This window comes from Streptomyces sp. RB17 (assembly GCF_009604455.1).
Taxonomy (GTDB): Bacteria; Actinomycetota; Actinomycetes; order Streptomycetales; family Streptomycetaceae; genus Streptomyces.
On sequence record NZ_WEGL01000006.1, the window covers coordinates 50,460 to 63,606 of the forward strand.

The 13,147-nt window shown below is 72.8% G+C and carries 15 protein-coding genes; 7 read left to right on the top strand and 8 right to left on the bottom strand.

Annotation, left to right across the window (positions count from 1 at the left end):
* Nucleotides 1–39: 39 nt before the first annotated feature.
* Nucleotides 40–630, bottom strand: coding sequence for a TetR/AcrR family transcriptional regulator (locus SRB17_RS25445; RefSeq protein ID WP_153542495.1), 591 nt, complete (start codon nt 628–630; stop codon nt 40–42).
* Nucleotides 631–713: 83 nt separating this feature from the next.
* Here SRB17_RS25445 and SRB17_RS25450 point away from each other — a divergent pair, with 83 nt between their 5' ends.
* Together SRB17_RS25450 and SRB17_RS25455 are read left to right on the top strand one after the other, a co-directional pair.
* A complete protein-coding gene (locus SRB17_RS25450) occupies nt 714–1,883 on the top strand; it encodes an FAD-dependent monooxygenase (protein WP_153542496.1) in 1,170 nt (389 codons plus the stop codon).
* A 10-nt stretch (nt 1,884–1,893) separates the two neighbouring features.
* Nucleotides 1,894–2,805, top strand: coding sequence for a Gfo/Idh/MocA family oxidoreductase (locus SRB17_RS25455; protein ID WP_323376227.1), 912 nt, complete (start codon nt 1,894–1,896; stop codon nt 2,803–2,805).
* Here the strand turns inward: SRB17_RS25455 and lnt are convergent.
* Both lnt and SRB17_RS25465 read right to left on the bottom strand, forming a co-directional pair.
* On the bottom strand, nt 2,723–4,297 hold the full coding sequence (gene lnt, locus SRB17_RS25460; RefSeq protein ID WP_153542498.1) for an apolipoprotein N-acyltransferase: 1,575 nt from the start codon (nt 4,295–4,297) through the stop codon (nt 2,723–2,725). The genes SRB17_RS25455 and lnt overlap by 83 nt on opposite strands.
* Nucleotides 4,298–4,373: 76 nt before the next feature.
* Nucleotides 4,374–4,850: a nuclear transport factor 2 family protein gene (locus SRB17_RS25465; protein WP_153542499.1), complete on the bottom strand. Its 477-nt coding sequence runs from the start codon at nt 4,848–4,850 to the stop codon at nt 4,374–4,376.
* A gap of 128 nt (nt 4,851–4,978) precedes the next feature.
* On the opposite strand from SRB17_RS25465, the gene SRB17_RS25470 reads away from it, so the two are divergent.
* On the top strand, nt 4,979–5,590 hold the full coding sequence (locus tag SRB17_RS25470; protein ID WP_153542500.1) for a DUF4291 domain-containing protein: 612 nt from the start codon (nt 4,979–4,981) through the stop codon (nt 5,588–5,590).
* Nucleotides 5,591–5,617: 27 nt separating this feature from the next.
* On the opposite strand, the gene SRB17_RS25475 is transcribed toward SRB17_RS25470, so the two are convergent.
* The 3 genes from SRB17_RS25475 to SRB17_RS25485 form a co-directional block, all read right to left on the bottom strand.
* Nucleotides 5,618–5,797 (bottom strand): hypothetical protein, encoded by a 180-nt coding sequence (locus tag SRB17_RS25475; protein ID WP_153542501.1) that lies wholly within the window; start codon nt 5,795–5,797, stop codon nt 5,618–5,620.
* A 106-nt stretch (nt 5,798–5,903) separates the two neighbouring features.
* Nucleotides 5,904–6,419: a DUF1877 domain-containing protein gene (locus SRB17_RS25480; RefSeq protein WP_153542502.1), complete on the bottom strand. Its 516-nt coding sequence runs from the start codon at nt 6,417–6,419 to the stop codon at nt 5,904–5,906.
* 30 nt (nt 6,420–6,449) lie between these two features.
* Nucleotides 6,450–7,325 (bottom strand): undecaprenyl-diphosphate phosphatase, encoded by an 876-nt coding sequence (locus SRB17_RS25485; RefSeq protein WP_153542503.1) that lies wholly within the window; start codon nt 7,323–7,325, stop codon nt 6,450–6,452.
* 234 nt (nt 7,326–7,559) lie between these two features.
* On the opposite strand from SRB17_RS25485, the gene SRB17_RS25490 reads away from it, so the two are divergent.
* Genes SRB17_RS25490 through SRB17_RS25500 form a run of 3 tightly spaced genes read left to right on the top strand, consistent with a single transcriptional unit; the run spans nt 7,560 to nt 10,389 of the window.
* Nucleotides 7,560–8,741, top strand: coding sequence for a Gfo/Idh/MocA family protein (locus SRB17_RS25490; protein WP_153542504.1), 1,182 nt, complete (start codon nt 7,560–7,562; stop codon nt 8,739–8,741).
* Nucleotides 8,738–9,667 carry a PmoA family protein gene (locus SRB17_RS25495; RefSeq protein ID WP_153542505.1) on the top strand — a complete coding sequence of 310 codons (930 nt, stop codon included), beginning with the start codon at nt 8,738–8,740 and terminating at the stop codon, nt 9,665–9,667. Before SRB17_RS25490 ends, SRB17_RS25495 begins: the two co-directional genes overlap by 4 nt.
* Entirely contained in the window at nt 9,661–10,389 is a 729-nt protein-coding gene (locus SRB17_RS25500) for a cupin domain-containing protein (RefSeq protein ID WP_153542506.1), read from the top strand. The genes SRB17_RS25495 and SRB17_RS25500 overlap by 7 nt, the downstream gene beginning before the upstream one ends.
* Before the next feature lie 103 nt (nt 10,390–10,492).
* On the opposite strand, the gene SRB17_RS25505 is transcribed toward SRB17_RS25500, so the two are convergent.
* On the bottom strand, nt 10,493–10,972 hold the full coding sequence (locus SRB17_RS25505) for a winged helix-turn-helix transcriptional regulator (RefSeq protein ID WP_153542507.1): 480 nt from the start codon (nt 10,970–10,972) through the stop codon (nt 10,493–10,495).
* Nucleotides 10,973–11,108: 136 nt separating this feature from the next.
* Between SRB17_RS25505 and SRB17_RS25510 the strand changes: the two genes are divergently transcribed.
* On the top strand, nt 11,109–12,287 hold the full coding sequence (locus tag SRB17_RS25510; protein ID WP_153542508.1) for a thiolase family protein: 1,179 nt from the start codon (nt 11,109–11,111) through the stop codon (nt 12,285–12,287).
* Between the two features lie 12 nt (nt 12,288–12,299).
* Here SRB17_RS25510 and SRB17_RS25515 read toward each other — a convergent pair whose 3' ends face one another.
* Nucleotides 12,300–13,067, bottom strand: a complete 768-nt coding sequence (locus tag SRB17_RS25515; RefSeq protein WP_153542509.1) for a TVP38/TMEM64 family protein — start codon at nt 13,065–13,067, stop codon at nt 12,300–12,302.
* Nucleotides 13,068–13,147 lie beyond the last annotated feature (80 nt).

The following is a 13,147-nucleotide window of genomic DNA, read 5'->3' on the forward strand; positions in this document are numbered from 1 at the left end:
GTATCCTTGCCCAAGATCACGCCTCCCACCAGGTGTTTTTCACCGGCCCAGCATCCCCGCGAGCAGTTCGCGCAGGCCCTCGCGGATCTCCTGCGGGCCCGGCACCTCGGCGCTGAACGAACCCGCCGCGCAGGAGAACATCAGCCCGTCCGCCCAGGCGACCAGGGACAGCGCATGCCGGGCCGGGTCGGGTGAGCCCACGGCGGTGAGCATCGCGGCCAGTTGCTCCTTGAAGACGGCACCGGTCCGGTCGTAGAAGGCGCGCAGCTCGGGGCGGCGGGTGGCCTCCAGGGCGAGTTCGTAGCGGGCGATCAGCAGGGAGCGGCCCCGGGTCAGGGAGCGGTGCACGGCCAGGGCCAGCCCGTCGGCCAGCGCCTCGACGCCGCCGCTGGGATCCGGCATCTCGGCCAGGTCCAGCACCCGGGCCTCGCGCTCGGCATGCCGTCGTACCGCGAGTTCCAGCAGGGCCTGCCGGGTGCGCGCCACGTTCGACGTCGAGCCCAGCGGCAGCCCCGCCGCCTCGTCCACCGCCCGGTGTGTCAGCCCGCGCATCCCACGTTCGGCGAGCAGGGCGAGGGCGGCGTCGGCGACGAGATCGGCACGCGAGGCGCTGGGGGTGCGTACGGACATGAGGCGACCCTATCTGTCCTCACTACGGCCGTAGTAGAGTCGTACTCACTACAGGTGTAGTCCGCAGGGATTCGGGAGGAGCCATGGCTCGGTCGGCGCACGCGATCGTCATCGGCGGCGGCATCGGAGGTCTGGCCGCGGCGGCGGCCCTGCACCGCAGAGGCTGGGACGTGACCGTGCTGGAGCGGGCCCGCACCCTGGAACCGGTCGGCGCGGCCATCTCGCTCGCCCCGAACGCCCTGCGCGCCCTGGACGTGCTCGGCATCGGAGAGGAGATCCGGGATCTCGCCGCCTGGCAGGGGGACGGCGGGCTGCGCACACCCGGCGGGCGGTGGCTGTCCCGGACCAGTGCCGAGACGGCCGCCGCCCGCTTCGGCGGTCCGCTGGTGCTGCTGCCGCGCGCCACCCTCGTCGACCGCCTCGCCGCCCTGCTCCCGCCTGGTGCCGTCCGCACCGCGGCCGCCGCGAGCCTCACCGACCCCGGCGACGGCCGGCGGCCCGCGCGGGTGAGCACCGGCGCCGACGAGCTGGAGGCCGAGCTGGTGGTCGGCGCGGACGGCATCAACTCCCGTGTCCGCAGTGCCCTGTTCCCGGACCGTCCCGGCCCGGTGTACGCGGGGTTCACCACCTGGCGGGTGCTGATCCCGGTGCCCGGCGTGGAGTTCGCCTCGCACGAGACCTGGGGCCGGGGCCGCATCTGGGGCACCCATCCGTTGAAGGACGGCCGCGTCTACGCCTACGCGGCGGCCATGACCCCGGCCGGCGGGCGGGCAGCCGACGACGAGAAGGCCGAACTCCTGCGCCTGTTCGGCGACTGGCACGATCCCGTTCCCGCCGTGCTCGCCGCCGCCCGCCCCGAGGACGTGCTCCGGCACGACGTCCACCACATCACCACGCCCCTGCCGGCCTACCACTGCGGCCGGGTGGCCCTGCTCGGCGACGCCGCCCACGCCATGCCGCCGACCCTCGGCCAGGGCGGCAACCAGGCCGTCGAGGACGCCGTGGTGCTCGCGCACCACTGTGACGACCTGGCCGCCTACACCGCCGCCCGGCTGCCGCGCACCACCGCGATCTCCCGCCAGGCCGTCCAGGCCGCCCGTGTGAACATGGCCCGCAACCCCGTCGCCGTCGCCGTACGCGACACCGTGATCGCGGCCCTGTCGAAGGCCGGGCCCGGGCTGCTCCTGCGCGGCTTCGACGGCATCGCCGACTGGCGGCCCCCGTATGCTGCCGGAGAGGCAATCGAGCGGTAGGGGAGAGCACGTGAAGATCGGCTGCATCGGACTCGGGGACATCGCGCAGAAGGCGTACCTGCCGGTGCTGGCCGTGCAGCCGGGCGTCGACCTCCACCTCCAGACCAGGACGCCCGCCACCCTCGACCGGGTCGCGGAGGGCCTGCACCTGCCGGCCGGCCGCCGCCACACCACCCTCGACTCCCTGCTCGGCGCCGGTCTCGACGCGGCCTTCGTGCACGCGCCGACCTCCGTCCACCCCGAGATCGTCACGCGACTGCTGGAGGCGGGCGTACCGACGTATGTGGACAAGCCCCTCGCCTACGAACTCGCCGACTCCGAGCGACTGGTGGGCCTCGCCGAAGAGCGCGGGGTCTCCCTGTCCGTGGGCTTCAACCGCCGGTACGCGCCCGGGTACGCACAGTGCCTGGAGCACCCGCGCGAACTGATCCTCATGCAGAAGAACCGGATCGGGCTGCCCGAGGAACCGCGCTCGATGATCTTGGACGACTTCATCCACGTCGTCGACACCCTGCGCTTCCTGGTGCCGGGAACGGTCGACGACATCACCGTGCGCGCCCGCGTGGAGGGCGGGCTGCTGCACCATGTCGTGCTCCAGCTCGCCGGGGACGGCTTCACAGCGCTCGGCGTGATGAACCGGCTCAGCGGCTCCACGGAGGAGATCCTGGAGGTCTCCGGGCAGGACACCAAGCGTCAGGTGCTCAACCTCGCCGAGGTGATCGACCACAAGGGCCAGCCGACCGTGCGCCGGCGCGGGGACTGGGTGCCGGTGGCCCGGCAGCGCGGCATCGAGCAGGCGGTCCTCGCCTTCATCGACGCGGTGCGCGCAGGAAAGGTGCTCAGCGCCCGGGACGCGCTGGCGACCCATGAGCTGTGCGAGCGGGTGGTACGAGCGGTTCGGGACCGCTCCGCCGCATCCTGAACGCCCGCATCCCCTCCGTCGCACACAGCGCCGCGAGCACCAGCAGCGCGCCGTGCACCGGCCAGTCGCCGTAGCGGACGTACGGCGTGATGCCGTGCGCGAGCGGTACGTCGTACACGCGGGCGGCGCTCGCGTCCGTACCGAGCCACGGCCCGAGCCGCCGGCCGCCCGGACCGTACACGGCCGAGACGCCGGTGAGGGTCGCGTGCACCATCGGGCGGCCGGTCTCGGCGGCCCGCAGCGCGCCCAGCGAGGCGTGCTGCTCCGGCGCCCAGCTGTCCTGGAAGGTGGAGGTGGCGGACTGCCCGAGCAGGACATCGGCGCCGTCCTCGGCCAGATGCCTGCTCATGTCGGGGAACGCCGTCTCGAAGCAGATCAGCGGCCCGATCCGCAGCCCGTGCCCGACGTTCATCACGATCTGCTCGGTGCCGCGCCTGCGGTCCTCGCCGGCCGCCTTGCCCACCGAGGTGGCCCAGCCGAGGAGCGAGCGGGCCGGTATGTACTCACCGAAGGGCACGAGCCGCATCTTGTCGTACCGGTCGCCGGTCAGGCCGTCCGGGCCGACCAGCACCGAACTCTTGTAGATGCCGGGCCGGTCGGAGCGACGGGCGTCCACGTTCACCAGGATGTCCGCACCGGTCTCGTGGGACAGGGCGGCGATCCGCCGGGTCAGGTCGGGCCGGTCGCCCAGGTCGTAGCCGACGCTGGACTCGCCCCACACGACCAGGTCGAGATCCTGCCCGGCGAGCCGTCGGGTCAACTGCTCCTCGCGGTCGAACCGCATTTCGCCGCTGTCGTGCCCGTCCACGATCCCGGGCTGTACGACGGCGATCCGCACCCGCCCGTCGATCTCCGGGCGCGGTGCCCAGGCCCACGCGGCCGAGGTCGCGGCGGCGGTGGCGACCAGCGAGGCCACGGCCGGGACGCGGGCCTCGCGCACGGATATCAGCACGGCAACCGCCACGTTGACGGCCACCACCAGAAAGCTCAGCAGCCACACTCCGCCGACCGAGGCCAGCCGCAGCGCCGGCGACACCTGCCACTGGCTGGCGCCCAGCATGCCCCATGGCCCGCCGAGCCCCTGCCAGGACCGCACCAGCTCCACCATCAGCCAGCCGGACGGCAGCACCAGCACCGCTGCGGCGCCCCGCCCCGGCGTCGGCTGCTCGCCCAGGAACCGGCGCACCAGCCAGCCCCAGGGCGCCCACAGCACGCCCAGCAGGGCGGCTATCAGGAAGATGAACACGGTCAGGCTCGGCAGCAGCCAGTGGTGCACGGCCACCAGGAAGCCGAAGCCGCCGCACCAGCCGTCGTACGCCGCGCGGCGCCCGGTCGGTGCCGAGCGGGCCAGCAGGATCCAGGGGACCAGAGCGACGTAGGCGAACCACCACAGGGCCGGCGCGGGGAAGGCGAGCACGGGGAGGGCGCCGGCCACCGCGGCCATGCCGGAGCGCCGCCAAGGGGAGGTCAGCCAGTGGTCGAACGTCCTCATCCGGGCCCTCCCTACCCTGTGCCTCTTCCAGTGTGCGCGTCTGCAGCGATCTAGGACAGGGGGCGTGGGGGTGCGCCTAGGGGGTTGCAGTCGCCTTGGCGGGAAGGCGCCGCCATTTCTCCTCGACCGTCACCTTGCGCAGCCGCCAGCCGTCCGGGGTGCGCAGGAGGGCGAAGTCGTAGCGGCCGCCGCACACCAGGTCGGGCTCGGTGGGCGCGCCGTTCGCCGCGAAGCGCATCGGGTTGAGGTAGTCGGCCCGTACCGAGGCCGTGTCTCCGGTGTCGTGTTCCAGGAAGCCGAAACGGACCTGGCGGTTGACGATCAGGTGCTGGCGCATGGCGAACAGCGCCAGGCTCTCCGCGAGCCAGCCGGCGACCTGTCCCGCGTCGCCCTCGATGCCGCCGGCCGAACGGTAGTCGGCCCGCCCGTCCGTCGTGAACAGCATCCGGTACCCGGTCCAGTCCCCGTCGTCCACCGCCACCGCGTACGCGGTGATCAACTCGTCCACGGCCAGCCGGTCCATCACGGTCGCGAGCTCAGCGCGCTGCGTCATCGGCACAGTGTTGGGCATGGCGGGCGCGGAGCCAAGAGGCGCGCCGGGACAATCGGTGGTGCAGGGGTATTCGGTGGTGCGGCGATATTCGGTGGTGCGTGCGGGCCGTAGCCCCCGAACCTGGTGCGATGAACGATCAGTCCATCGAGCCCGAACCGAAGTTCCGCATCCGAGCCCGGTACACGGACGCAACGGTCACCGTCTATCAGGCCTACCGCCCGCAGATAGCCCGCCCGGCCGCCCGCACCGGACGCTTTCCGTCCTCCTGGAAGCGGGACCGGATGACCTGGATCAAGCCGTCCTTCCTGTGGATGATGTACCGCTGCGGCTGGGGCACGAAGGAGGGTCAGGAGACCGTGCTCGCCGTGGAGATCGACCGGGCGGGATTCGAGTGGGCCCTGCGGCACGCCTGTCTGTCGCACTACGTGCCCGCCCTGCACGAGGACCAGGCGTCCTGGAAGCGGCAGTTGCATCGGTCCCCGGCCCGTGTGCAGTGGGACCCGGAGCGGGATCTGCACCACAACCCGCTGCCCTACCGGTCGTTGCAGCTCGGCCTGGCCGGGGAGGCGGCGGCGCGGTACGCCGATGAATGGGTCGTGGGCATCGAGGACGTGACCCCGCTGGCCACCGAGGTGCACGACCTGGTGCGGGCGGGCGAACTGGAGCGGGCGTCAGGGCTGTTGCCCGAGGAGCGGCCGTATCCGGTGGCGGACGAGGCGCTCGCGCATCTGCGGGCGTAGGCCGCCGGCAGTGGCCCGCCGCCCGGGTCAGGCCGCCTCGACGACCTCACCGCGGATCGCCTCGGCCCACTCGACCACCAACAGCTCGTACTCGGCGCGCTCCTGGACCGACAGGGTGCCGCCCGCACGCAGCCACAGCGCCCGGATCTGCTCGTTCACCTCGGCGGCAGACCGCACGGAACCAGAGAGCGGGAAATCGGGGGACATGCGGACAGCCTAGGGGCAAGGACTGACACTGCGCTACCGCCCGGCTACACAGAAGGTATGCGGTTGGTCACCGTCGTCGGCCGCAGCGTCCTGAGCCGAGCCGGAGTCAGTCGGTCCGGACCACCACGCACATGCCCTGCTGGGCCGCCACGCGGAAGAACGCGCGGGTGGCGGTGAAGTGCCGTGCCAGGTAGGCGCGTACGTCCCCGGTGAACCCACCGAACCCGCAGACGGAGGCCGCCTCGGAGACCGTCGCCGGCAGCCCCCCGAGCGCGCCGTCCAGGTCGACACCGCCCAGCGCCCGGGAGAGGTGCGCGACGGCGGCGGGGGACAGCAGCCGGGGCGGGTCACTGAAGCCGTCGCAGACCTCGGGATGATCGAGGAAGCCGACGTCACCGCCGGGGTCACCGCTGGTCACGCGGTCGAGCAGCGCGGTCAGGGCCACGTCCCCGAGCCGGTCACGGGAGTACCTGAGCAGGCCCCACAGTGCCCAGTCCGCGTCCAGCGTGTCACTGTCCGGCGGCTCCCAGTCCGGCCCGGCGTCAGGGGAGTCGAGCGCCGACGCCCGGCACCGCTCCAGATACGTGGGGGTGACGCGGGCGAACTGCTGGGTGAGGGGCATGTGGGGGAGCGTAGCCAGGCGGCGGTCCCGTCAGCTCGCGGATTCCGCCGCGTGCGGGCTCAGGACGCCCGCCGACACCAGCGCGAGGATGACGATCCCGAGGGCCACGCGATACCGGACGAACGGCATGAAGCTCTTGCTCGAGATCCACTTCATGAACCACGCGATGACGGCGTAGCCCGACGCGAACGCGATCGCCGTGGCGAACAGGGTCGGGCCCCAGGCCACGTGTCCCTCGGTGACCGAGTCCTTCACCTCGAACGCGCCCGAGGCGAGCACCGCGGGGATGGCGAGCAGGAAGGAGTAACGGGCGGCCGCCTCCCGCTTGTAGCCCATGAACAGGCCGCCGCCGATGGTCGCGCCGGAGCGGGAGACGCCCGGGATGAGCGCGCAGGCCTGGCACAGCCCGAAGACCAGGCCGTCCTTGACGCCCAGATTCTCCAGCGTCTTGTGCTGCTTGGGCGCCCGGTGCCGGCCGCCGGTCTCGTCGCGGGCCGCCAGGCGGTCGGCGAGGCCGATGACCAGGCCGACCACGATGAGCATGGTGGCGGTGACGCGAAGATCGCGGAACGGGCCCTCGATCTGGTCCTTCAGCGTCACGCCCAGCACCCCGATCGGTATCGAGCCGATGATCACCAGCCAGCCCGTCTGCGCGTCGTGGTCCCGCCGCATCGCCCGGACGAACAGCGAGCGGAACCAGGCCGCGACGATCCGGCCGATGTCCTTCCGGAAGTAGATCAGCACCGCGCTCTCCGTGCCGATCTGGGTGATCGCCGTGAAGGCCGCCCCCGGGTCCTTCCAGCCCGAGAACGCCGCGGTCAGCCGCAGATGCGCGCTGGAGGACACGGGCAGGAACTCGGTCAGACCCTGGACGAGCCCGAGGACGAGGGATTCGAACCAAGACATGGCGGTACGGCGTCCCAGTGCTGTCGGGTAAAGAAGTGATCAAATGACGAGGCCAGCGTAGCGGGCCGGAGGCACTGCGCCGAATCGGCGGTTGAACGGTTCAGCGGTTCCCCGGTGTTGACCGGTCCCGGCGCCGCCGCATACGTTGCAGCGCAGGAGAAAGCGCTTGCTGCACATGCTCGCCGCATCGTCGGCCCGCGCGCCCGCCGTACCGGAGGAGTGCTGAACCCGCCCATGCCGCCCTCTCCCCTCCTGCCCAGGACCGACCGCCCTCGTCCGACAACTCCGTTCACCGGCCGGCGCATCCGGGTCGCCGTCGTCGGCACCGGCGCCATCGGGCGCGGCTCCCATCTGCCCGCGCTGGCCCGACTGGCGCGGGAAGGCGAGACCGAGGTCGTCGCCGCCGTCGACATCGACCAGGGCGGCGTCGAGGCCTTCTGCGCCGAGACCGGCATCCCGCACGCCTACACCGACCTCGACCGGATGCTGGCCGAGCAGCGGCCCGACCTGGTCAGCATCTGCACCCCGCCGACCCTGCACCGCGCGCAGACCGTCGCCGCGCTGCGCGCCGGGGCCTGGGTGTGGTGCGAGAAGCCGCCGGTGCCCTCGCTCGCCGACTTCGACGCGATCGAGGCGGAGGAGGGCGCGGACGGCGGGCCGTACGCGGCGATCGTCTTCCAGCACCGGTTCGGCTCCGGATCCCGGCATGTGCGTGAGCTGCTCGCCGAAGGCGCCCTCGGGCGGCCCTTGGTGGCGCACTGTCAGACCACCTGGTACCGGGACACCGTCTACTACGCCGTGCCCTGGCGGGGCCGCTGGCACACCGAGGGCGGCGGCCCGGCCATGGGCCACGGCATCCACCAGATCGACCTGCTGCTGGATCTGCTCGGGCCGTGGAGCGAGGTGCGGGCCATGGCCGGGCGGCTGGTGCACGACGTCGAGACCGAGGACGTCTCCACCGCGCTGGTCCGCTTCGCGAGCGGCGCCCTCGCGACCGTCGTCAACAGCGTGCTGAGCCCCGACGAGGTCAGCCGCATCCGCATCGACTGCGAGCGTGCGACCGTGGAACTGACCCACCTGTACGGGCACGCGAACGACAACTGGCGCATCACCCCGGCGCCTGGCGTGCCCGCCGAACGGGCCGCGCGGTGGCGGGACTTCGGCCCGGACGTGCCCAGCTCGCACCTGGCCCAACTGCGCGAGCTGGTCGCGAGCATGCGCGCGGGCGAGCGGCCGCGCAGCAGCGGCGCGGACGGGCGGACGAGTCTGGAGCTGATCACGGCCCTGTACAAGTCGGCCTTCACCGACACGACGGTCCGCGCCGGCGGGATCGGCCCCGGCGACCCGTACTACACCGCCCTGCACGGCGGGGCCCCCGGCTGGGCGCCCGTGACCGCCGAGGAGGTCCCGGCATGACGGACGGACTGCGGGTGGTCCACGCGTACGGCGACCGGATCACCGTCTCCGAACCGGCCACCGGCGTCGAGCTGTTCGCCTACGTCTACCGCCCCGAGGCCGCCTGGGAGGCCCCCCGGCCCTACCTCCACCCGGTTCGCACCCTCTCCGGCGCCGTCGTCACCGGCTACCGCCCGAACGACCACCGCTGGCACAAGGGCCTGTCCCTGACCGCTTCGCACCTGTCCGGGGCGAACCTGTGGGGCGGCAACACCTATGTGCACGGGCAGGGGTATGTCGAACTGCCCGAGCGGGTCGGCTCGATGCGGCACACCGGCTTCGGCCAGGTTTCGGCAGCCGGAGACCGGGCGGTGATCACCGAGCGGCTGACCTGGCATCCGTACGACGGCGCGCTGTGGGCCGAGGAGGAGCGGCGCATCGAGGTCCACGACGTCGACCCGGACTCCGGCTCCTGGGCGCTGACGTGGACCAGTGCGATCACCAACCGGCGCGCCGAGCCGCTCCGTTTCGGCAGCCCGACCACCGCCGGCCGTGAACTCGCGGGCTACACCGGTCTGTTCTGGCGCGGTCCGCGCGCCTTCCGGGAGGGGAGGATCATCGGGCCCGAGGGGGAGGGGCCCGGTCTGATGGGCACGCGGGCTCCCTGGCTCGCGTACTGCGGCGAGCACGACGGCGTCGACGGCCACGCCACCCTGGTCTTCGCGCACGCCCCGGAGAACGACCACTCCGGCGCGGGCGGAACCCACCCCGCCCACTGGTTCGTCCGCAACGAGCCCTTCGCCGCCGTCGCCCCCTCCTGGTCCTTCTTCGAGGAGCTCGAACTCGCCCCCGGCGACACGCTCCGCCGCCGCTACCGGGTCGTCGTCGCGGACGGTGCCTGGCAGCGGGAGGACGTCGTGAAGCACCTGGAGACACATCCATGGTGAGCACCGGGGAGCACCCGTTCACGGGGCTGCCGGGCGGGGTCGCCGTGTCCCGGCTGTGCGTGTACGACTGGCCCGCCGCCGACGGGGTGCGGAGCGGAACTCCCCATGTGCACCTGGCCTGTTCGGAGGGGTACGTCGTCACCGGCGGCCGGGGCTCGGTCCAGACGCTGACCGTGTCCGGCTACGAGGTCACGCCGCTCGCGGCCGGCACGGTCGCCTGGTTCACGCCGGGCACCGTCCACCGGCTGGTCAACGAGGACGATCTGCGCATGACCGTCCTCATGCAGAACAGCGGGCTGCCGGAGGCCGGGGACGCCGTGCTCACGCTCCCGCCGCAGTACCTCACCGACCCGGAGACGTACGCCGCCGCCACCGCGATCCCGGCCGACGCCCCGGAGGACGAGCGGGAGCGGGTCGCTCGCGCTCGGCGTGACCTGGCCTTGGAGGGGTACCGGTCGCTGCGCGAGGCTTCGGGGCCGGAAGCGCTGGCCGCCTTCCACCGGGCCGCCGCCGCGCTCGTACGGCCCCGGGTCGCCGAGTGGCGCAGGCGCTGGCGGAGCGGTGCGCTCGCGGCGGCCGAGGCCACCGGGCGACATCTGGACCGGCTGGCGGAGGGTGATACGGCCCACCTCGCCGAGGCGGTCGTACGGGCCGAGCGGCCCGTCGAGCGGGGGCGGCTCGGGATGTGCGGGCGGCTGGACGTGTACGGCACGCCGCTGTGAGTGCCGCGACAGGCCGTCGGGCGGCTGCGGCTCCGTTGCGGGTGGTCGCGCCCCCGCTTCGGAGCCGCATGTCGATACAGCCCCGCGCCCCTTCGGGGGCGCTCTACGCCGCTGTGGGGCCGGTGAGCGTCCACCCCGGCGCCTGCGGATGTGCCGTGAGGTCCTCGTGGCGGACCTCCCCACCGCATGCCCGGCAGGTCACGACCGGGACCAGTTCGTTGCCGCAGATGTGCTCGACGGCCATGGGCAGGTCGGCGCCCTTGCGGATGTGCCGGTCGCCCCACTCCTTGAGTGTCATCAGGACCGGCTCCAGTTCCAGGCCCGCCTGTGTGGCCCGGTACTCGAAGCGCTGCGGGCGCTCGCTGTAGACGCGCTTGGTGAGGATTCCGGCGTCCACGAGCCGGCGCAGCCGGGTGGCCAGGATGTCGCGCGGGGCGCCGATGTTGCGCACGAGCTGGTCGAAGCGGCCGTTGCCCAGGCACACCTCGCGCAGGACGAGCAGGGAGTACTTCTCGCCGACCAGCGCGAGGGCGTCGGCGATGGAGCAGGGGCGCGAGTCTTGCGGGGTCTTCCGTGCGGCCATGAGGGTCAGTCTAGAGGAGGGTTTGATTTTCCAACCCATCGAGCTATGGTGGGTTCGGATTTCCTACTCACTGGTAGCTGCCGCAGCCCGCCGCCCGGCCCGCTGCGGACAGCCGGGCGGCCAAGGAGGCCCCGCCATGCGCGACGCAGTGATCGTCGAAGCCGTACGCACCCCCATCGGCAAGGGCAAGCCGAACGGCTCCCTCGCCCACGTGCACCCCGTGCAACTGCTCGCCCACACCCTGCGCGCTCTGGTCGAGCGCTCCGGCGTCGACCCGGCGCTGATCGACGACGTCATCGGCGGCACCGTGGACCAGGTCGGCGAGCAGGCCATGAACACCACCCGGTACGCCGTTCTGTCCGCCGGCTTCCCCGAGACGGTCCCGGCGACCACGGTGGACCGCCAGTGCGGCTCCTCCCAGCAGGCCGTGCACTTCGCCGCGCAGGGCGTCATGTCCGGGGCGTACGACCTGGTGATCGCCTGCGGAGTGGAGTCGATGAGCCGAGTGCCGATGTGGTCCAACGTGCCCGCCGGCAAGGATCCGTTCGGGCCCGGCGTCGCCGAGCGCTACCCCGAGGGCCTGGTCCCGCAGGGCATCAGCGCGGAGCTGATCGCCGCCAAGTGGTCCCTCACGCGCGCGCGGATGGACGAGTTCGCCGTCTCCTCCCACCGCAAGGCCGCCGCGGCCTGGGACAAGGGCCTGTTCGACGCCGAGATCGCGCCGCTGGACGGCGTCGCCCGCGACGAGTGCGTCCGCCCCGGCAGCACCCCGGAGACCCTCGCCGGACTCAAGCCCGCCTACCACGACCCCGGCTTCGCCGAGCGCTTCCCGCAGATCGAGTGGAACGTGACCGCGGGCAACGCCAGCCCGATCAACGACGGTGCCTCCGCCGTGCTGATCACCTCCAGCGACACCGCGGCCCGCCTCGGTCTGCGCCCGCTCGCCCGCCTGCACAGCTTCGCCGTCACCGGCTCCGACCCGCTGCTGATGCTCACCGGAGTCGTCCCGGCGACCGAGAAGGTGTTGCGCAAGGCGGGCCTGGCGGTGGCCGACATCGACCTCTTCGAGGTGAACGAGGCCTTCTCCAGCGTCGTCCTGGCCTGGCAGCAGGAGACCGGTGCCGATCTGGCGAAGGTCAATGTGCACGGCGGCGCGATCGCCCTCGGCCACCCGCTCGGCGCCAGCGGCACCCGGCTGACCACCACTCTGGTCCACGCCATGCGCGAGCGGGGTGCCCGGTACGCCTTGCAGACCATGTGCGAGGCGGGCGGACTGGCCAATGCCATGATCCTGGAGGCCGTCCGACCGGTGTGACCCCCTGGTCCCTTACCGGCCGCGCAGATGGTGACGCTTGCGCCAGGCCACCACCGCGCCCAGCAGGGCCGGTGCGGCGATGGCGGCCATCGCGATCAGGAAGGCGGGAGACGTCGGCGCGGAGGCGCGGGCACCGGCGACCGCGTAGGCGGCGGTGTTCGGGATCGAACCGACGGCCGTGGCCAGTAGAAACGGCCACCAGCCCATGCGGGAGACGGCCGCGCAGTAGTTCGCCGCCCAGAACGGCACACCCGGGAAGAGCCGGGCAGCCAGCATGGACCGGAACCCGTGCCGGCTCAGCTGACCGTCGGCCGCCTTCAGCCAGCGGCCCCGCAGCAGCGGGCGCAGCGCGTCCTGCCCGAGAAGCCGGCCGAGCCCGAAGGCCACGCCCGCCCCGAGCACCGTGCCCGCCAGCGCCGTGGTCAGCCCCAGCTGCGAGCCGAACAGCGCGCCCGCCGCCAGGTTGAGCAAGGGGCGGGGCACGAACGCCACGGTGCACAGCCCGTACGCCACGCCGAACACCGCGGCCGCCGCGGCCCCGCCCAGCTGCGGCGGCCAGCCGTGCGTCAGCAGTCGCTGCGGCTCGAAGACCAGCACGCACGCGGCGGCACAGGCGAGCAGAGCGAGCAGCAGCGACAGCCGGGCATAGGGATGCGCCAGCGCCCGCGCACACCGCCCGGCGAGCCCGGCGCGGGGCGGGGGTGACACGGGTACGACGAGCTCCGTGGCGGCGGCCCGGGGAGGGGCCGTGGCGGTGCCAGAGCGGTTGGCATCGAGCATCCGGTGACATTAACCGACGAACGCGTGTGATCGCCGTCAAGCCTGGCGCACCGAGCGGGTCCGGGCACCCGTGGAACCCG